General features: G+C 71.6%; 22 protein-coding genes. 12 read left to right on the top strand and 10 right to left on the bottom strand.

Annotated features, from left to right (window positions below; genetic code table 11):
• A complete protein-coding gene (locus tag Sco07f_RS27370) occupies positions 1-384 on the bottom strand; it encodes a winged helix-turn-helix transcriptional regulator (protein WP_054101682.1) in 384 nt (127 codons plus the stop codon).
• A gap of 101 nt (positions 385-485) precedes the next feature.
• Here Sco07f_RS27370 and Sco07f_RS27365 point away from each other — a divergent pair, with 101 nt between their 5' ends.
• Entirely contained in the window at positions 486-887 is a 402-nt protein-coding gene (locus tag Sco07f_RS27365) for a RidA family protein (RefSeq protein WP_108989469.1), read from the top strand.
• On the opposite strand, the gene Sco07f_RS27360 is transcribed toward Sco07f_RS27365, so the two are convergent.
• The 5 genes from Sco07f_RS27360 to Sco07f_RS27340 form a co-directional block, all read right to left on the bottom strand.
• Positions 862-2,307 carry a sensor histidine kinase gene (locus Sco07f_RS27360; RefSeq protein WP_054101681.1) on the bottom strand — a complete coding sequence of 482 codons (1,446 nt, stop codon included), beginning with the start codon at positions 2,305-2,307 and terminating at the stop codon, positions 862-864. The genes Sco07f_RS27365 and Sco07f_RS27360 overlap by 26 nt on opposite strands.
• Positions 2,304-3,050 (bottom strand): response regulator transcription factor, encoded by a 747-nt coding sequence (locus Sco07f_RS27355; RefSeq protein ID WP_007451088.1) that lies wholly within the window; start codon positions 3,048-3,050, stop codon positions 2,304-2,306. The genes Sco07f_RS27360 and Sco07f_RS27355 overlap by 4 nt, the downstream gene beginning before the upstream one ends.
• 77 nt (positions 3,051-3,127) lie before the next feature.
• A complete protein-coding gene (locus Sco07f_RS27350; RefSeq protein WP_174855417.1) occupies positions 3,128-4,162 on the bottom strand; it encodes a S1C family serine protease in 1,035 nt (344 codons plus the stop codon).
• A gap of 127 nt (positions 4,163-4,289) precedes the next feature.
• Positions 4,290-5,312, bottom strand: a complete 1,023-nt coding sequence (locus tag Sco07f_RS27345) for a LacI family DNA-binding transcriptional regulator (RefSeq protein ID WP_007450971.1) — start codon at positions 5,310-5,312, stop codon at positions 4,290-4,292.
• A 42-nt stretch (positions 5,313-5,354) separates the two neighbouring features.
• Positions 5,355-6,140 (bottom strand): response regulator transcription factor, encoded by a 786-nt coding sequence (locus Sco07f_RS27340; RefSeq protein ID WP_108989468.1) that lies wholly within the window; start codon positions 6,138-6,140, stop codon positions 5,355-5,357.
• A gap of 261 nt (positions 6,141-6,401) precedes the next feature.
• On the opposite strand from Sco07f_RS27340, the gene Sco07f_RS27335 reads away from it, so the two are divergent.
• From Sco07f_RS27335 to Sco07f_RS27300, 7 genes are all read left to right on the top strand, one after another.
• On the top strand, positions 6,402-7,262 hold the full coding sequence (locus tag Sco07f_RS27335) for an alpha/beta hydrolase (protein WP_174855416.1): 861 nt from the start codon (positions 6,402-6,404) through the stop codon (positions 7,260-7,262).
• A gap of 36 nt (positions 7,263-7,298) precedes the next feature.
• Positions 7,299-7,553: a MoaD/ThiS family protein gene (locus tag Sco07f_RS27330; RefSeq protein WP_007450968.1), complete on the top strand. Its 255-nt coding sequence runs from the start codon at positions 7,299-7,301 to the stop codon at positions 7,551-7,553.
• A 3-nt stretch (positions 7,554-7,556) separates the two neighbouring features.
• Positions 7,557-8,804, top strand: a complete 1,248-nt coding sequence (locus Sco07f_RS27325; protein WP_108989467.1) for a hypothetical protein — start codon at positions 7,557-7,559, stop codon at positions 8,802-8,804.
• Positions 8,805-8,966: 162 nt separating this feature from the next.
• Entirely contained in the window at positions 8,967-9,704 is a 738-nt protein-coding gene (locus tag Sco07f_RS27320; protein ID WP_054101678.1) for an LmeA family phospholipid-binding protein, read from the top strand.
• A 458-nt stretch (positions 9,705-10,162) separates the two neighbouring features.
• Positions 10,163-11,008 carry a sulfurtransferase gene (locus Sco07f_RS27310; RefSeq protein ID WP_007388824.1) on the top strand — a complete coding sequence of 282 codons (846 nt, stop codon included), beginning with the start codon at positions 10,163-10,165 and terminating at the stop codon, positions 11,006-11,008.
• 55 nt (positions 11,009-11,063) lie between these two features.
• Positions 11,064-11,351 carry a DUF1416 domain-containing protein gene (locus Sco07f_RS27305; protein WP_007388823.1) on the top strand — a complete coding sequence of 96 codons (288 nt, stop codon included), beginning with the start codon at positions 11,064-11,066 and terminating at the stop codon, positions 11,349-11,351.
• Positions 11,352-11,483: 132 nt separating this feature from the next.
• Positions 11,484-11,741, top strand: a complete 258-nt coding sequence (locus tag Sco07f_RS27300; protein WP_007388822.1) for a DUF3099 domain-containing protein — start codon at positions 11,484-11,486, stop codon at positions 11,739-11,741.
• Positions 11,742-11,951: 210 nt separating this feature from the next.
• Here the strand turns inward: Sco07f_RS27300 and Sco07f_RS27290 are convergent, their stop codons facing one another.
• The 4 genes from Sco07f_RS27290 to Sco07f_RS27275 all read right to left on the bottom strand — a co-directional run bounded on the left by Sco07f_RS27290 (position 11,952) and on the right by Sco07f_RS27275 (position 14,289).
• Positions 11,952-13,136, bottom strand: a complete 1,185-nt coding sequence (locus tag Sco07f_RS27290) for a M91 family zinc metallopeptidase (RefSeq protein WP_159106994.1) — start codon at positions 13,134-13,136, stop codon at positions 11,952-11,954.
• A gap of 118 nt (positions 13,137-13,254) precedes the next feature.
• Positions 13,255-13,617 (bottom strand): DsrE family protein, encoded by a 363-nt coding sequence (locus Sco07f_RS27285; protein WP_108989464.1) that lies wholly within the window; start codon positions 13,615-13,617, stop codon positions 13,255-13,257.
• 28 nt (positions 13,618-13,645) lie between these two features.
• Positions 13,646-13,897, bottom strand: a complete 252-nt coding sequence (locus Sco07f_RS27280) for a hypothetical protein (RefSeq protein WP_054101676.1) — start codon at positions 13,895-13,897, stop codon at positions 13,646-13,648.
• Positions 13,894-14,289, bottom strand: a complete 396-nt coding sequence (locus tag Sco07f_RS27275; RefSeq protein WP_108989463.1) for a hypothetical protein — start codon at positions 14,287-14,289, stop codon at positions 13,894-13,896. The genes Sco07f_RS27280 and Sco07f_RS27275 overlap by 4 nt, the downstream gene beginning before the upstream one ends.
• Before the next feature lie 172 nt (positions 14,290-14,461).
• On the opposite strand from Sco07f_RS27275, the gene Sco07f_RS27270 reads away from it, so the two are divergent.
• The 4 genes from Sco07f_RS27270 to Sco07f_RS27250 all read left to right on the top strand — a co-directional run bounded on the left by Sco07f_RS27270 (position 14,462) and on the right by Sco07f_RS27250 (position 16,779).
• The gene (locus Sco07f_RS27270; RefSeq protein ID WP_108989462.1) at positions 14,462-15,304 is read left to right on the top strand and encodes a helix-turn-helix domain-containing protein; all 843 of its coding nucleotides are present in this window, start codon (positions 14,462-14,464) and stop codon (positions 15,302-15,304) included.
• A complete protein-coding gene (locus Sco07f_RS27265) occupies positions 15,286-15,579 on the top strand; it encodes a DUF397 domain-containing protein (RefSeq protein ID WP_167468236.1) in 294 nt (97 codons plus the stop codon). The genes Sco07f_RS27270 and Sco07f_RS27265 overlap by 19 nt, the downstream gene beginning before the upstream one ends.
• A 171-nt stretch (positions 15,580-15,750) precedes the next feature.
• Positions 15,751-16,326 (top strand): heme-binding beta-barrel domain-containing protein, encoded by a 576-nt coding sequence (locus tag Sco07f_RS27255; RefSeq protein WP_007388819.1) that lies wholly within the window; start codon positions 15,751-15,753, stop codon positions 16,324-16,326.
• Positions 16,327-16,341: 15 nt separating this feature from the next.
• Positions 16,342-16,779 (top strand): Fur family transcriptional regulator, encoded by a 438-nt coding sequence (locus Sco07f_RS27250; RefSeq protein ID WP_007388818.1) that lies wholly within the window; start codon positions 16,342-16,344, stop codon positions 16,777-16,779.
• Positions 16,780-16,783: the final 4 nt, after the last annotated feature.

Raw genomic sequence — 16,783 nt, 5'->3', positions numbered from 1 at the left:
TCAGGCGTCGAAACGCTCCCGCGCCCCCTCGATGTGACCGAGGTGGTGCTGGGTCCACTCGCAGATCGCGTCGACCGTGGCGCGCAGGGCGCGGCCCGGTTCGGTGAGCGTGTACTCGACCTTCGGCGGCACGGTCGGGTGGACCTTGCGGTCGACCAGGCCGTTGCGCTCCAGCATGCGCAGGTTCTGGGTGAGCATCTTGTGGCTGATGCCCTCGACCTCGCCGCGCACCTCGCTGAAGCGCAGGGTGCGCTCGCCCAGCGCCTCGATGATCAGGAGCGCCCATTTGTTGGCGACGTCCGAGAAGATCTCCCGCGCCAGGGAGTCCGCGCGCCGCAGGTCCGCGTCCTCGGGCAGGTCCTTGAGCAGTTGCTTGGTCACCATCAGGTTCCCCAGTCACCGAAAAGTGCGTTCTTCCAGGTCAGCCTTCACTCTCCTACAGTTCCCGAGTAACCACAAGAGAGTGGACTGGAAGGGCGAGCACCATGACCACCCACGATGTCTTCCGCTACGACATCCCGGCCGAGGACGACTTCGGCTACTCCCAGGCGATCAGGTCGGGCGACCTGGTCCATGTCTCGGGGCAGCTCGCGTTCGACGCGGCGGGCGAGTTCCCCGACGGGTACGACTTCGACGCCCAGCTCCGGCGCACCCACGCCAACATGGACCGGGTCCTGGACCACTACGGAGCCACCCGCATCCAGATCGTGTCGCAGACCCTGTACGTGGTGGACCTGCGGCACCACGCCGCCGCGGTGGCGCGGGCCAACCTGGCCTACTTCGGCGAGCACCGCCCGGCCAGTACGGTCCTCGGCGTGACCGAGCTGACCCTGCCCGGCCAAGTCGTCGAGATCGCCTTCGTCATCGATTCGAGGCTGCCTGCCTGACGTCCGTCTCCGGCGGCGGTACCGGCGCCCCCGGCAGACGGACCGTGGCGACCGTGCCGGCGCCGGCGGCCGGTTCCAGTGTCACCTCGCCGCCCGCCTGCTGCACCGTCCGCGCCACGATGGACAGGCCCAGGCCCGAGCCGGGCAGGGCGCGGGCGCCCGGGGAGCGCCAGAAGCGGTCGAAGACGTGGGGGAGTTCCTCGGCGGGGATGCCGGGGCCGTGGTCGCGGACGGTGAGGACGCCGTCGGCGAGGCGGACGTCGACCGTGCCGCCGTCCGGGCTGAACTTCACCGCGTTGTCCAGGATGTTCACCACCGCGCGTTCCAGCGCGGCCGGTTCCGCCCGTACGTACCAGGGGTGCACGTCCGCCTCGATGGTCAGCTCCGGGCCGCGCAGCCGGGCCCGGCGCAGGGCCGACTCGACGACGTCGTGCCAGGCGAGGATGCGGGTGCGGCCCCCGTGCTGGCCGGTGTCGGGGCGGGAGAGTTCCTGGAGGTCGCCGATGAGCGCCGCCAGTTCCGTCATCTGCGCCTTCACCGAGGCGAGCAGTGCCTTGCGGTCGGCCTCCGGGAGCGGGCGGCCCGTCTCCTCGCTGCGGGTGAGCAGCTCGATGTTGGTGCGCAGGGAGGTGAGGGGGGTGCGCAGTTCGTGGCCGGCGTCGGCGATCAGTTGCTGTTGCAGGTCGCGGGAGCTGGCCAGGGACGAGGTCATGCTGTTGAAGGACCGGGAGAGGCGGGCGATCTCGTCGTCGCTGTCGTCCTCGACGGGGATGCGGACGGTGAGGTCCTCGGTGCGGGCGACGTGTTCGACGGCCTCGGTGAGTTCGTCGACGGGGCGCAGGCCGGTCCGCGCCACCCACAGCCCGGCGGCGCCGGCGCCGACGACCCCCACGCCGGCGACGATCGCCAGCACCAGGGCGAGGTCGTTGAGGGAGCGGTTCACCTCGCCCAGCGGTCGCGCCGCGGAGACGGCCACGCCCAGCTCGGGCAGCCCCTGGTAGGTGTAGACCCGGTACTGGGCGCCGTCGGGTCCCGTGGCGTCGTGCAGTGCGTCGGTGGACCGGCCCTCGGCCACGGCGTGGTCGGCGTCGCTGAGCGGGATCTCCTGCGTGCCGATGATGAGACAGCTGCCGCCCGTGCCGTCCACGAGCTGGACGGACGAGCCGAAGGGGTTCTGCTCGTGGGTGACGGGATCGTGGGCGCACGCACCCGAGCGCAGGTTGACGTACTGGCTCACCTGCGCCTTGCTCATGCGGTTCGCCTTGAGCGCCTCGTCCAGTGAGCTGACCAGCACGCTCTTGACCACGAACCAGCACGCGACCGCCGCCGCCGCCACCGCGAACGCCACCGCCGCCGCCACCAGCAGGGACAGCCGCGCCCGGATGGGCAGCGCGCGGACCCGGCGGGCCAGGCCTGTCACTCGGCGCCGCCCTGCCGCAGGACGTAGCCGACGCCGCGGACGGTGTGCACCAGGCGCGGCTCGCCGCCCGCCTCGGTCTTGCGGCGCAGGTACATGACGTACACGTCGAGGGAGTTCGACGACGGTTCGAAGTCGAAGCCCCAGACGGCCTTCAGGATCTGCTCCCGGGTGAGGACCTGGCGCGGGTGCGCCATGAACATCTCCAGCAGGGTGAACTCCGTGCGGGTCAGCTCCACCGGGCGTCCGGCGCGCGTGACCTCCCGGGTCGCCAGGTCCATGGTGAGGTCGGCGAAGGCGAGGGTGTCGTCGTCGGCGGCGGTGGCCTCCACGGCGGCCGCGTAGGAGCTGCGGCGCAGCAGCGCGCGGATGCGGGCGAAGAGTTCGTCCAGCTCGAAGGGCTTGACCAGGTAGTCGTCCGCACCGGCGTCCAGGCCGGTCACCCGGTCGCCGACGGTGTCGCGGGCCGTCAGCATCAGGATCGGGGTCAGGTCGCCCGCGCCGCGGATGCGGCGGGCGGCGGTCAGGCCGTCCATGCGGGGCATCTGGATGTCCAGGACGACGAGGTCGGGGCGGTACGCAGCCGCCTTCTCCAGCGCGTCGGCGCCGTCGGCCGCGACCTCGGTGTCGTACCCCTCGAAGGCGAGGCTGCGCTGGAGGGCCTCGCGGACCGCCGGCTCGTCGTCGACGATCAGGATGCGCTGGGTCTCACGGTCGCGGTCACGGTCGCCGTCTGCGGGGCTCATGGGCTCGGGTCCTCGGATGCGGTCGGGTACGGGTACGGGGTGTCAACGCTTTCAGCGTCGCACGTCTTCGCGCCCGCTCAGTTGCTCGCGCCCGCCCGCAGCTCGGGCAGGTCGGCCTTGACCGTGTTGATCGGGATGGCGAAGCCCAGGCCCACGCTGCCCGCGCTCGCGGAGGACTCGGTCGCCGAGTACATCGCGGAGTTGATGCCGATGATGTTGCCGTTCATGTCGATCAGCGCGCCGCCGGAGTTGCCCGGGTTGAGGGAGGCGTCGGTCTGGATCGCCTTGTACGTCGTCGTGGACGACCCGGTGTCGCCGTTGAACTGCTGCCCGCCGAACTCGAAGGGCCACTGACCGCCGCGCTGCTGCTGTTGCTGCTGTCCCTCGTCCGTGGAGACGGTCACGTCGCGGTCGAGGGCGGAGACGATGCCGCTGGTCACGGTGCCGGTCAGGCCTTCGGGGGAGCCGATGGCGACGACCTGGTCGCCGACCCCGATGCCGTCGGAGTCGCCGAGGGTGGCGGCCTTCAGGCCGGAGGCGTTCTCCAGCTTGATCAGCGCGAGGTCCTTCTTGCTGTCGGTGCCGACGACCTCGGCGGTGTACTGCTTGCCGTCGTGCGTCGTCACCTTGACGGAGGAGGCACCGGCGACGACGTGGTTGTTGGTGATGATCTCGCCGTCGTCGGTGATGATCACGCCGGAACCGGTGGAGGAGCCGGCGTTCGAGGTGGCGTTGATCTCGACGATGCTCGGGCTGACCGCCTTCGCGACGCCGGAGACCGTGCCCTTCTGGCTGGAGGCCACCACGTTGGTGCTGGTGGAGCCGGCGGCGACGGTGTCGCTGCCGGTCAGCTCCTGGATGCCGTACGCCGTGCCGCCGCCGACGGCCGCCGCGACGATCGCCACGGCCACGAGGAGGGCGGCGGGGCCGCGCCGCCGGGCCGGTCGCCCGCCGTGCGGCGGCTCGGGCAGGGGCTCCGTGGGGTGGCTCCCGGGCGGCTGCGCCGGCGGGGGCGGCCACTCCGGGTTGACGGGAGAGGAGGCGTGCTGGTGGGGTCCCTGGTACGGGTTCGCGTGCTCGTACTCGCCGTTCTGGCGGAGGCTCTCGGTCATGTCCATGAGCTTCCCGCCCACGGATGAGAGCGGCCTGAGTGCTGCCTGAGAAGCCCGGCAGAACCTCGTATGCCCGATATAAAGGCGGCCCGGCGGCCCGACCGTGCGGCGTCGGCCCAGGCGGTGGCTACAGGCAGCCGCAGGACTGCCGTACGACCAGCTGCGAGGGGAACACCTTCAGCCGCTCGCGGCGGGAGCCCGCCACCCGCAGGCCGTCGTCGAGGACCAGGTCCACCGCGGCCCGCGCCATCGCCGACCGGTCCGAGGCGACCGTCGTCAGCGGCGGGTCGGCGAGGTCCGCCTCCTTGATGTCGTCGAAGCCCGCGACCGCCAGCTCGCCGGGGACGTCGATGCGCAGCTCGCGGGCCGCGCGCAGCAGGCCGATCGCCTGGTCGTCGGTGGAGCAGAAGATCGCGGGCGGGCGCTGCGGCCCGGAGAGCAGCTCCAGACCCACGCGGTACGCGTCGTAGCGGTTGTACGGCGCCTCGAAGAGCCGGCCCTCGGTGGGGAGCCCGGCCTCCTTCATCGCGCGCTTCCAGCCCTCGACGTGGTCGGAGACCGGGTCGCCCACGGACGGGGTCTCGGCGGTGCCGCCCATGCAGGCGACGTACTCGTACCCGTGCTCCAGCAGGTGGCGTACGGCGAGCTGGGCGCCGCCCAGGTCGTCGGTGACGACGGCGACGTCGTCGATGGCCTCGGGACGCTCGTGCAGCAGGACCACCCGGGCGTCCCAGGCGTCGATCTCGGCGGCGGCGTTGTCGTTCAGCGCGTGGCTGACCAGGATCAGGCCGGACACCCGCATGCCGAGGAACGCGCGCAGGTAGTGGACCTCGCGCTCGCCGACGTAGTCGCTGTTGCCGACGAGCACCATTTTCCCGCGCTCGGAGGCGGCCCACTCGACCGCGTGCGCCATCTCCGCGAAGAACGGCTGGCGCGCGTCCGGCACGATCAGGCCTATGAGGTCCGTGCGCCGCGACGCCATCGCCTGGGCGACCCGGTCCGGGCGGTACCCCAGTTCCTTGATCGCGGCGAGGACACGCTCGCGCGTGGCCGGGGCGACCGGCCGGGGTCCGTTGTTGATGACGTAGCTGACGACGGCGGTGGAAGTCCCCGCCAGCCGCGCCACATCATCCCGAGTCACCTTGGCCACGCGCGGAGTCTACGCGGATGGACCCGCTCCGGGCAGGGCGTATCACACCTTGGATGACCTCGCGCCCGACGCCCCGTCCTTCTCGGCCGCCGCCTTCTCGGGCTCCCCGGCCTTTCCGGCCTTCCCGCTCTTGTCGTTCTTCTCGCCCTTCTCGGGCTTCTCCGGTGTCACGAAGCGGTAGCCGACGTTGCGGACGGTGCCGATCAGCGACTCGTGCTCGGGGCCGAGCTTGGCGCGAAGCCGCCGTACGTGCACGTCGACCGTGCGGGTGCCGCCGAAGTAGTCGTACCCCCACACCTCCTGGAGCAGCTGGGCGCGGGTGAACACGCGGCCCGGGTGCTGGGCGAGGTACTTCAGCAGCTCGAACTCCTTGAAGGTCAGGTCCAGGACCCGGCCCTTGAGCTTCGCGGAGTACGTCGCCTCGTCCACCGACAGGTCGCCGTTGCGGATCTCCATGGGGGAGTCGTCGCCGCCGAGCTGCTGGCGGCCCGTGGCCAGCCGCAGCCGCGCCTCGACCTCCGCCGGACCGGCGGTGTCGAGCAGCACGTCGTCGATGCCCCAGTCGGCGGTGACGGCGGCCAGCCCGCCCTCGGTGACGATGAGCACCAGGGGGCAGCTGAGGCCCGTGGAGCGCAGCAGCTGGCACAGGCTGCGGATCTGGGGGAGGTCGCGGCGGCCGTCGACGAGGATGACGTCGGCGCCCGGGGTGTCGACGAGGGCGGGACCCTCGGCGGGGGCGACGCGTACGTTGTGCAGCAGCAGGCCGAGGGCGGGGAGCACCTCCGTCGACGGCTGGAGGGCGTTGGTCAGGAGCAGCAGAGAACTCATCGCGCCCCACCTGCCTGGGACGGTTCGTGGTCGTGCCCGGTTCGCTCGCCCATAACGTCTGGTTCCTCCTGGGTCCCGGCGATGGGGGTACCTCCCGCGCCCTCAAGGCAGCGGGGGAGTTGGCGGCACTGCTTCGTACGTGTGGCGTCCGGGAGGTGAATGCCCGACGACCGCCCGACGACCGCCCGGCATCGCTCCCGAAAGCACAAAAGGACCCGGGGGCTACGTTGCCCGAGTCCTCTGCCCAGCAGAATAGCCGACATGAGCAACCGACCGGCGGGTCATGTGGCGCGTTCCACCCGTCGTCCAGGACATCGTCCGCATCCCGAGACACCCCGGGGAGCGCCGCGCCGCACACCCGCGCGCACCTTCCTCCGTACGGCCGACGGTGTCCCCGTCGACGCCGTGTACGAGCCGGGTCCGGTCGACCGCGACCCCTCTGACCTGGTCTTCGTCGTCGCGCACGGCTTCACGGGCGACGCGGACCGGCCGCACGTGCGGCGGATCGCGGCGGCGTTCGCGCGGCACGGTGCCGTGGTCACGTTCTCCTTCCGGGGGCACGGCGCGTCCGGCGGGCGGTCCACCGTCGGGGACCGCGAGGTGCTCGACCTGGCGGCGGCGGTCGCTTGGGCGCGCGGCTTCGGGCACGCGCGCGTGGTGACCGTCGGGTTCTCCATGGGCGGCTCGGTGGTCCTGCGGCACGCCGCGCTGTACGCCGACGACGCCGCGGCGGGCACGGACGCCGTCGTCTCGGTCAGCTCCCCCGCCCGCTGGTACTACCGGGGCACGGCACCCATGCGCCGCCTGCACTGGCTGGTGATGCGCCCCGCCGGGCGTCTGGTGGGCCGCTACGGCCTGCGCACCCGTATCCACCACCGGGACTGGGACCCGGTGCCGCTGTCGCCGGTGGCGGCGGCCGGGCGGATCGCGCCGACGCCGCTGCTGATCGTGCACGGCGACCGGGACGGCTACTTCCCCCTCGACCACCCCCGGATGCTGGCCGAGGCGGCCGGTGACCACGGCGAACTCTGGCTGGAGCCCGGCATGGGCCACGCCGAGAACGCCTCGGACGAGGCGCTGCTGCACCGCATCGGCGACTGGGCGGTGGCGCGGGCGGGCTAGCCTGAGCTTGTTCATCGCCGACGACGAAGGAACGAGATGGCAAAGGTCACGGTGCGCTACTGGGCCGCCGCGAAGGCCGCGGCGGGGGTGGCCGAGGAGCCGTACGACGCGGCGACGCTCGCCGACGCGCTCGGCGCGGTGCGCGAGCGGCACCCCGGCGAACTCACGCGCGTGCTGCTGCGCTGCTCGTTCCTCGTCGACGGCGACCCCGTGGGCAAGCGTGCACATGAGACGGTACGGCTGGCCGAGGGCGGCACGGTCGAGGTGCTCCCGCCGTTCGCAGGAGGGTGAGCGATGACCGACCAGCCGCATCAGCCGTACGGGCAGCAACCGTACGAGGGACACGACGCGCAGGCGTGGCCCGGGCAGCAGCCGCACCAGCAGTACCAGGGGTACCAGGGGTACGGGGAGCAGCAGCCGGACCCGAACGCCGACCAGTACACGCAGCAGTGGCAGGGGCAGACCTGGGAGACGCAGGTGCAGCCGCCGGTCTCCGCGGAGGAGACGGCGTACCTGCCGCCGCACGCCCAGCCGCAGCCTGAGCCGTACCCGCCGCAGGGCTACGGACAGCCGTACGGACACCCGCAGCCGCAGCAGTACCAGCCCCAGGCACAGCCGTACGCGCAGCCGCAGCCGCAGCCCGTCGCGCAGCCGCAGCCGCAGCCGCAGGCCCAGCCCTCGCCCGAGGCGTACGCGCCGCCCGCGCCCGACCCCACCCCCGCCTCCACCCCCGCGCCCTCGACCGCCGCCGATCCGGGCTACGGACCGGCCACCGTCGCCGGGAACACACGGATCACCGACGCGCAGCGGGCGCGGGCCGAGGGGCGTTCGCCGATCATCGACCCGGGGATGCAGCCGGCCGGGCTCACCGCGCTGCTCGGGCTGCTGCTGTCCGGCGCGGCGGCGCTCGGCACGTACGCCCTGCTCGTCCCGCTCGTCGCCCTCCAGGCGGTCACCGCGGCGGGCTGGTTCCGGCTGAACGGCATGTGGCCCGCCCGGCAGGGCATCGCGCTGGGCTTCCTGGGCGCGCTCGCCGCCGACGCGGCGCTGCTGGTGTCGGACCGCTCCCCGGCGGCGATCCTCGGCACGCTCGGGGTGTGGGTGCTGCTGTCCCTCGTCCTGCAACTGCGCTCGCACGCCGACCCGGACGAGCGGATGTACGGCCTGATGGCGACCATCGCGGCGGCGGCCCTGGCGGTCGTCGCGGGCGGGTACCTCGCCGCCGACGCGGACGCGGTGGCCGTCGGCGGGATCGCGGTCGCCGTGGCCGCCGTGGCCCGCGCGCTGCCGCTGCCGACCCCGGCGTCCGTGGTCGTCGCGCTGCTCGCGGCGGCCGGAGCGGGGATCGCGGTCGGCTCGATGACGGACTTCGGGGCGTCGGGGGCGCTGCTGGGCGCGGGCGCGGCGGTGTGCGCGCTGATCGGCCTGCGGGTCGCGGCGTACGACTACCCGTCCCGCTTCGTCCACTTCACGGCGGGCGTGGCCCTGCCCCTCGCGGCGGCGGCCCCGGCCGTGTACGTCCTGGGCCGGGCCCTGGCCTGAGCCCCGGCGGCGCCCCGTCACGGGTGCCGGCGCCCACTGTCACAGGTGTTCGACAAAACCCGGGGGGCGCCCGGAGCCCGCGTTACGCTCGCGCTGGACGGCCGCCGGTCGTCGGTCGTCGGGTCCGCCGTCGTCGAGCGTCCAGGGTTGGGGAAGCACCGCATGCGCGCACTGCGAATACTGTTGATCGTCGTCGTGATCCTGGGCGGCCTCTTCGTGATCGCCGACCGTGTCGCCGTCAACTTCGCCGAGGACGAGGCGGCGGACAAGCTGCGCAGCACCGAGAACCTGGCCTCGACGCCGGACGTCTCCATCAACGGCTTCCCCTTCCTCACCCAGGTCGCCGGCGGTTCGCTGGACGACGTGGAGGTCGGCATCGACGACTACGAGGCGTCCACCGGCAACGGCGGCGAGAAGATCCGCATCGCCGAGCTGCGGGCGCACATGAAGGGCGTCGAGTTCTCCGGCGACTACAGCTCCGCCACCGCGGCCACCGCCACCGGCACCGCGACCGTCGGCTACGACGAGCTGATGAAGGCCACCAAGTCCGAGCCCACGGAGATCGCGCCCGGCATCGACGCCAAGGTCATCGGCCTCTCCGACGGCGGCAACGGCAAGATCAAGGTGTCGTTGCAGGCCACGGTCCTCGGCGTCGAGGTGCCCGAGCCGGTCGAGGTGCTCAGCTCGGTCAAGGTCAAGGACAACGACGTCGAGGTGGTCGCCGACGGCCTGCCGGAGATCGGCGGCAGGCAGCTCGCCGAGTCCCGGATCCGGGCCATCACCGACTTCCAGCAGACCATCGACGAGCTGCCCGGCGGCATCGAGCTGGACAAGGTCGAGGCGGCGAAGGACGGCGTCGAGATCACGGTGAAGGGTTCGAACGTCAAGCTGGCCGGGTAGGACGAGGGTCGGCGCCGCTCGGCGCAACGGCGGCCCACCGCGCGCAGGCCATGTCGTCCGACAGGCGAGACGGCGCTGTCCGTACCGCAGAAGCGACCCGACCCGCGCCGCGTCCGGCGGCCCGTCGAACCGGGGCGGCGGGGCTCTCGATCCCACATCCCGGACGTTCTCGTCTCATCATGCGACACGTCGGTGACACGGCCCGCCCTCAATCCTTACGATCGGGTCCTATGAAGCAACAGGCGGACCTCACGAAGCGGCGGGCAGTGGACCTGTGCCGCGTCGCCGCCATGCTCTGTCGCACTTTCTGAGGCGGACGGCGACGACGCCGTCCGTATCCCCTCATCCCCCGCCCGCCCGGCCTGCCCCGGGCACCCGCGCGCCGCGCCGCCGCCCGGCCCGAGTGCGCACACCCTCGCACCGCACGCCCCGCCGCCAACTGCCCCGGAGGAGAAAACATGAGCCGCAGCGACGTCCTGGTCGACGCCGACTGGTTGCAGGACCACCTGGACGACCCGACCATCGCGATCGTCGAGGTGGACGAGGACACGTCCGCCTACGAGAAGAACCACATCAAGAACGCGATCCGGATCGACTGGACCCAGGACCTCCAGGACCCGGTCCGCCGCGACTTCGTCGACCAGGAGGGCTTCGAGAAGCTCCTGTCGAAGAAGGGCATCTCCAACGACCAGACCGTGGTCCTCTACGGCGGCAACAACAACTGGTTCGCGTCCTACGCCTACTGGTACTTCAAGCTGTACGGCCACGACGCGGTCAAGCTCCTCGACGGCGGCCGCAAGAAGTGGGAGCTGGACGCCCGCGAGCTGGTCCCCGGCGACGAGGTGCCCCAGCGCGCCGCCACCGACTACAAGGCCAAGCCGCAGAACACCGCGATCCGCGCGTTCCGCGACGACGTCGTCAAGGCGATCGGCGCGCAGAACCTGGTCGACGTCCGCTCGCCCGACGAGTTCTCCGGCAAGCTGCTCGCCCCGGCCCACCTCCCGCAGGAGCAGTCGCAGCGTCCGGGCCACGTCCCGTCCGCCCGCAACATCCCGTGGTCGAAGAACGCCAACGACGACGGCACCTTCAAGTCGGACGACGAGCTCAAGCAGCTCTACACCGACGAGCAGGTCGACCTGGCGAAGGACACCATCGCCTACTGCCGCATCGGCGAGCGCTCGGCCCTGACCTGGTTCGTCCTGCACGAGCTGCTGGGTGTGGAGAACGTCAAGAACTACGACGGCTCCTGGACCGAGTACGGCTCCCTGGTCGGCGTGCCGATCGAGCTCGGCGCCGCGAAGTAAGCGACACGGGTACGGCACCCGCCGACCTTTCCCAACACACCTCAGGAGTTACGACATGTGCGGAGCGAAGGCCGGCGGCCCCGACGCCTCGACGATCAAGCCCGGTGAGACCACCATCCAGGGTCAGGTGACCCGTGACGGCGAGCCGGTGACGGGCTACGTCCGTCTGCTGGACGCCACCGGCGAGTTCACGGCGGAGGTCCCGACCTCCGCGACGGGCCAGTTCCGCTTCTACGCGGCCGAGGGCACCTGGACCGTACGCGCGCTGATCCCGGGCGGCAGCGCCGACCGCACGGTCGTCGCCCAGCAGGGCGGTCTGGCGGAGGTCGCGATCGCCGTCTGACGGCACGCGGCGACAGGGCAGCGCAGCGCGCACGGCGCGTGACGGCCGAGGGGCCGCACCCACCGGGTTGGACACCTGGGGTGCGGCCCCTCCGGCATGTCCGGACGGGGTGTGCGGACCTACCCTGGAGGTATGTACGCGCGGCGGCGGCATCAGTACTTCGTGATGATGGGCATCTGCATCGCGCTCTTCGTACTGGCCTGGGGCGTCATCCGGTTGTGGTCGGTCCCCGCGGCCGTCGGTATGTGCGTGTTCGCCATGCTGATCCCGCCGGTCGCCGCGATGGTCGCCAACCGGCGCGGCCCGGACGACCGCTGGTGGGACGACCCCTCCGGCGACCCCGAGTCCGACGAGTGGTGGGACGAGCTGGACGGCAAGAAGCACCACTAGGGGGTGTCGTTTGGATCAGGTCGGCTCCGGGCGACGGTGTCTTGTGGCCGGCCCGAGCGGGGTCTGGTGCGTGCAGCTGCAAGGCGGAGGAGGGCGGCAACGCGGAGCGTTGACAACCGACGACAACGCCGCAGATGTGCGTGCCAGGCCCCGCGACCCCGGCAAGATCCAAACGACACCCCCTAGGTCCCTGCGTGCGGGGGCCGTGGGCTATGTGTAGCCGCCGCGGCGCGGCAGGCCGTGTTCGTCGCGCAGCATCTCCTCCGTGGTGACCGGCACCTGCCGCTGCCTGTGCAGGGCGGCGGAGGCCTCGTCGTTGCCGGTGACCGTCGCCTCCTCCTCGTCGCCGATGTTCCGGACGTTGATGCCGTGCATGGTGTGCTGCGCGTGGATCAGCTCGTGCCCGTAGACCAGGAAGGCGGGCGAGACGGCCTCGTTCTCCTGCGCCCCCTCGCTGTCCCGCATGTTGTGCGGCACGGCGACGAAGCTGGTACTGCCCCTGCCGGGGGCGTCGGGGGCGGACGCGAGCCCTTCTTCGGGCCTGTTGACGCCCGCTTCCGCGCCGACCGCGCTGTTGCCGCCCATCGCCTCGACCTGCTCGGGGTGGTAGGGCTGCACGCCCACCATGGCCTCGCCAGTGCCCGCGTTCCCGGCGGTGAGACTGCCGACCAGGTTCCGGCCCCGCTCCCGGGAGAGCAGCCGGGCGTGGTGGGACAGCATCTGGTCCTCGAAGCCCGGCAGCGCCCCGGGCGTACGGTCCTCGCCGAAGGCCCGCGGAGTCGACGAGGTTTTGATGCCCCGCCCGCCGACCACCTGTGACCAGGTGCCCGACAGCTGCGCCAGGCCCTGGGTGTCCTCGGGGCCGATGTCGGCGCCGACGGGACGCAGCCCGAACCGGCGCAGGATGCCCACGTACTCGACGTGCCGCTCCTGGATCTCGTCGAGCAGGGCCTTCAGCGCGGTGGTGCGCGGGTTGGTCGTCCGGCCGGCCGGGCCGTCGGCGCGGAACTGCCCGTAGATCATGTGCTCGGCGGTGTCCAGAGACGTGCCGAGATGGTCGCAGTGCTTCTGCTGGTTCTCCCTGCTCCGCATCCGGAACGCGATCCCCCGGGCCGTGGCGATCAGGGACCGGGCGGTCCCGAGCATCTCCCGCACCGCGTCGACGATCGGCTGGATCTCCGGGTCGGCCGTGGGGGCCCGCTGCACCGTCGCGGCCGAGTCCCGGTGCCGCTGGACCGTGCGGGCCACCGCGTCGTTGCCCGCGGTCCCTTGGAGGTTCCGGACGCCCGCAGGGCTCAGGTCCCGCACGGGCAGCCGGGCGACCGCCGTAGCGGACCGCTGCCGCCCGGCCGTCCCGGTCTCCTCGACCGCGCCGGTCCGTGTCTGCGCGCGCACGCCACTTCTCCTTCGTGTCCGCCGGGGCAGAGAGGAAGAATCATCCATCCCCGTCGGCCCGCGGGGAAGGGACTCGGGGGCAAGCCCGGGGGCAGACGGCGGGGGCGCGCGGGCTCCCTCAGTAGACGAGGGACTGGGTGTCGTCGGCCAACGCCTCCTGCACGAAGACCTGCGCCCCCGCGATGCGTACGCCCTCGATGACGTCCTTCTCGGTGAGGTCCCGCCGGGCCGCGCACTGCGTGCACAGCGTCACCCGGCCGCCCGCCAGGAGCGAGTCCAGCAGGTCGGGCAGCGGCGCGGCGTGCGGCAGCTCGAACTCGGCCGCGCGCCCCGGCACCGCGAACCACGCGGACTCCCCGGTCAGCCACAGCGACACGTCGACCCCACTGGCCACGGCCACCGCCGCCACGGTGAACGCCTGCGAGCACCGCTCAGGGGCATCGGCCCCCGCCGTCACCTTGATCACGAGCTTCTTCGCCATGCCGGAAGCGTAGCCCTCGCGGGCGGTGTCAGACCGCGAAGGTGATCGTCACCAGCAGCGTGGCCACGCACAGGACGGTGAGCAGGCCGCTGACCGTGGCACCGGCCGGCCTGGCCCGCCGCCGGGACCGGGCCTTGTGCTTCGGCACGGGCCTCGGCGGGTGGTCCGGATGGAACGGGGGCATCGCGAAGCCGGGAGAGAGGGGCGCCCGGTCCCGTCGGGGCGCGAGCCGCTGGGCCCGCCGGCACTCCTCGTAGGGCAGTCCGCCGTCGTACGTCATCCCTCGTGCTCCTTGCGCTGGTGCTGGCGCAGCAGGACGTTCGCGTCCGACACCGCGCTGTGGTCGAACGCCGCGCGTGCGGTCTCCCGCCGGTCGGCCAGCCAGGTGCAGGCCTCGCAGCCGGGGACCGGCAGGGGCGGCCGGTCCTGGCCACCGGGGGTGGCCGGGGGCGTGGCCAGGGTGCGGTCGTTCGCGGCGCGCAGGCTCGCCCCGAGGCGCTCCCGGTCGGTCGCCGGGCGCAGCACGGCCGGCTCCGCCTCCCACTCCCGCCCGCCGCCGAGCGGACGGAGTATCGCCCGCGCCCCGCTGCGGCCCCGGTACTCACCGACCTTCGCGGCGGCGGTGTCGTAGAGCACGGTGCCGGGCTCGTAGGTGGCCGGTTCTGTTCTCACGGGTTCGCTCCCTTACGTCAACGTCTGTACGGAATGCGACAGTTGCACTACTCTGCGTAGTGGTGGGCAGTTACGAGCATGACCCACGGCGGGGGTCGCCAAGCCCGGAACGGCCGCTAGTGCCACACCGGGCGCTCCAAATTCCACAAATTCCACAGCCGGGAGGGGTGCGGTGCCGCAGCGGAGGGCGATCACGGGTCGCAGTCAGGAACCGAGGGCACGGTTCGCGGAGGAGCTGCGGCTGCTGCGCAACGGGCGGGGCGTGTCCCTGCGGGGCGTCGCGGAGGTGGTGGGCTGGGACGCGTCCCAGTTCGGAAAGATGGAGCACGGCCACACGCTGGGCGGCCCGGAGATCGTGGAGGCGCTGGACCAGTACTACGGCACGGGCGGCATGCTGCTCACGCTGTGGGAGCTGGCGGTGGCCGATCCGACGCAGTTCCGCGAGCAGTATCGGCGGTACAGGATCCTGGAGGCCGAGGCGATCAGCTTGTGGTACTACGCGGTGAGCGCTCCACCGGGGCTCCTTCAGACCGCCGGGTACGCGCGCGAGGCTCTTGCCGCAGGCTGGCTGACTGTCCCCGAGCTTGAGCAGCAGGTGGAGGCACGTCTTGGTCGCCGGCAGTTGTTGGAGGGCGACACCCCACCGCCGTTTCGCGTCATTCTGTCCGAGGCGGTGCTGCGTACGTTGCTGCGTGACATGGGTGCATGGCGTGAGCAGTTGACCCACTTGGTGGAGATGTCCGAGCGGGCGAACATCACCCTCCACGTGCTGCCGTTCAGTGCCGGGCGGCACGGGCTGACCAACACCGACGTGATGTTTCTGCGGCTGCCGAACGGCCGGGTAGTGGCATACATCGAGAACGATTTGCGCGGCGAACTGGTCGAAGAAAACGCCTCGGTTGAGCTGCTTCAGCGCAGGTACGATTCGACGCGTGACTTGGCGCTGTCACCGGCCCAGTCGCGCGATTTCATCCTGCGAACGTTGGAGGAAGCGCCATGCGAGCCATCGATCTGAGCGCCGTGTCTTGGCGCAGGAGCAGCTACAGCAACTCAAGCGGTGGCAACTGCGTCGAGGTCTCCGACGATCTCCTCGGCGCCGCCGACTGGCGCAAGAGCAGTTACAGCAACCCGGACGGCGGCAACTGCGTCGAGGTCGCCCCCAACCTCCCCTCTCTCGTCCCCGTCCGGGACAGCAAGGACCCCGCTCGCGGAGCCCTCCTCTTCGCCGCCCCCGTGTGGGCCGCCTTCCTGGACGGAGTCCGGCGAGAAGAGGCGGGGCGGGCCGCGTAAGCTGGGGCCGGCCCTGTTTATGCCCCCCGCTCAAGGAGCACCCCGTGGAGATCTTCTTCGAAGCCCTGCTGGTCCTGGTCTGCGTCGGCGTTCTCGCCTTCGCCGGTCTGACCGTGAAGAAGCTGTACCAGGGCCAGCGCTGATCACCGACGCCAGGAAGTAAGTCCGCTCATGATCGAGATCCCGTCCGACCTGCACAAGGACCTCGTCCCCCTCGCCTTCCTCCTCGGAAACTGGGCGGGCGCGGGCGTGCACGACTTCCCCGGCGCCGAGAAGTGCAATTTCGGCCAGGAGGTGTCCTTCACCCACGACGGCCGGGACTTCCTGGAGTACGAGTCCCACACCTGGGTGCTGGACAACGACGGCAACAAGGTCCGCCCGCTGGAGTCGGAGCACGGCTTCTGGCGCATCGACGCCAACCGCAAGGTCGAGGTGACGATGACGCGCGACGACGGCGTCATCGAGATCTGGTACGGCGAGATGGCGAACCAGAAGCCGCAGATCGACCTGGTGACGGACGCGGTCGCCCGGACGGCGGCTGCTCAGCCCTACACCGGCGGCAAGCGGCTGTACGGCTACGTCAAGAGCGACCTGATGTGGGTCGGCGAGAAGCAGACCCCCGAGGTCGAGCTGCGCCCGTACATGTCGGCGCACCTGAAGAAGGTCGTCACTCCGGAGGACGTCGAGCGCTGGGCCAAGGCCCTGCCGGACGACATGCCGGACGACGGGATCGCTTTCTTCAAGTAGTCCTAGACTCGTGGTGTGGTGAGCACCGACTGGAAGAGCGACCTCAGGCAGCGTGGCTACCGGCTGACGCCCCAGCGGCAGCTGGTGCTCGAAGCCGTCGACACCCTGGAGCATGCGACCCCGGACGACATTCTGGGCCAGGTGCGCAAGACGGCCTCCGGGATCAACATCTCCACCGTGTACCGCACGCTGGAGCTGCTGGAGGAGCTGGGGCTGGTCAGCCACGCCCACCTCGGGCACGGTGCGCCCACCTACCACCTGGCCGACCGGCACCACCACATCCACCTGGTCTGCCGGGACTGCACCAACGTGATCGAGGCCGATCTGTCGGTGGCCGCCGACTTCACGGCCAAGCTGCGCGAGCAGTTCGGCTTCGACACGGACATGAAGCACTTCGCGATCTTCGGCCGGTGCGAGAGCTGCTCCCTGAAGGGTTCAACTACCGACTCGTAAGCGA

This window comes from Streptomyces coelicoflavus, from assembly GCF_003112555.1.
In the GTDB taxonomy this organism is placed as follows: domain Bacteria; phylum Actinomycetota; class Actinomycetes; order Streptomycetales; family Streptomycetaceae; genus Streptomyces; species Streptomyces coelicoflavus.
This window is presented reverse-complemented; position numbering and strand designations above follow the sequence as displayed.

Bases quoted from the DNA above. Each gene is read 5' to 3' on its own strand.
- Sco07f_RS27355 (WP_007451088.1), bottom strand. From the start codon at position 3,050: ATGAGCCCCGCAGACGGCGACCGTGACCGCGACCGTGAGACCCAGCGC.
- Sco07f_RS27255 (WP_007388819.1), top strand. From the start codon at position 15,751: ATGATCGAGATCCCGTCCGACCTGCACAAGGACCTCGTCCCCCTCGCC.
- Sco07f_RS27265 (WP_167468236.1), top strand. From the start codon at position 15,286: ATGCGAGCCATCGATCTGAGCGCCGTGTCTTGGCGCAGGAGCAGCTAC.
- Sco07f_RS27280 (WP_054101676.1), bottom strand. From the start codon at position 13,897: ATGACGTACGACGGCGGACTGCCCTACGAGGAGTGCCGGCGGGCCCAG.
- Sco07f_RS27300 (WP_007388822.1), top strand. From the start codon at position 11,484: ATGTACGCGCGGCGGCGGCATCAGTACTTCGTGATGATGGGCATCTGC.
- Sco07f_RS27305 (WP_007388823.1), top strand. From the start codon at position 11,064: ATGTGCGGAGCGAAGGCCGGCGGCCCCGACGCCTCGACGATCAAGCCC.
- Sco07f_RS27340 (WP_108989468.1), bottom strand. From the start codon at position 6,140: ATGAGTTCTCTGCTGCTCCTGACCAACGCCCTCCAGCCGTCGACGGAG.
- Sco07f_RS27365 (WP_108989469.1), top strand. From the start codon at position 486: ATGACCACCCACGATGTCTTCCGCTACGACATCCCGGCCGAGGACGAC.
- Sco07f_RS27335 (WP_174855416.1), top strand. From the start codon at position 6,402: ATGAGCAACCGACCGGCGGGTCATGTGGCGCGTTCCACCCGTCGTCCA.
- Sco07f_RS27320 (WP_054101678.1), top strand. From the start codon at position 8,967: ATGCGCGCACTGCGAATACTGTTGATCGTCGTCGTGATCCTGGGCGGC.
- Sco07f_RS27310 (WP_007388824.1), top strand. From the start codon at position 10,163: ATGAGCCGCAGCGACGTCCTGGTCGACGCCGACTGGTTGCAGGACCAC.
- Sco07f_RS27325 (WP_108989467.1), top strand. From the start codon at position 7,557: ATGACCGACCAGCCGCATCAGCCGTACGGGCAGCAACCGTACGAGGGA.
- Sco07f_RS27330 (WP_007450968.1), top strand. From the start codon at position 7,299: ATGGCAAAGGTCACGGTGCGCTACTGGGCCGCCGCGAAGGCCGCGGCG.
- Sco07f_RS27350 (WP_174855417.1), bottom strand. From the start codon at position 4,162: ATGACCGAGAGCCTCCGCCAGAACGGCGAGTACGAGCACGCGAACCCG.
- Sco07f_RS27285 (WP_108989464.1), bottom strand. From the start codon at position 13,617: ATGGCGAAGAAGCTCGTGATCAAGGTGACGGCGGGGGCCGATGCCCCT.
- Sco07f_RS27370 (WP_054101682.1), bottom strand. From the start codon at position 384: ATGGTGACCAAGCAACTGCTCAAGGACCTGCCCGAGGACGCGGACCTG.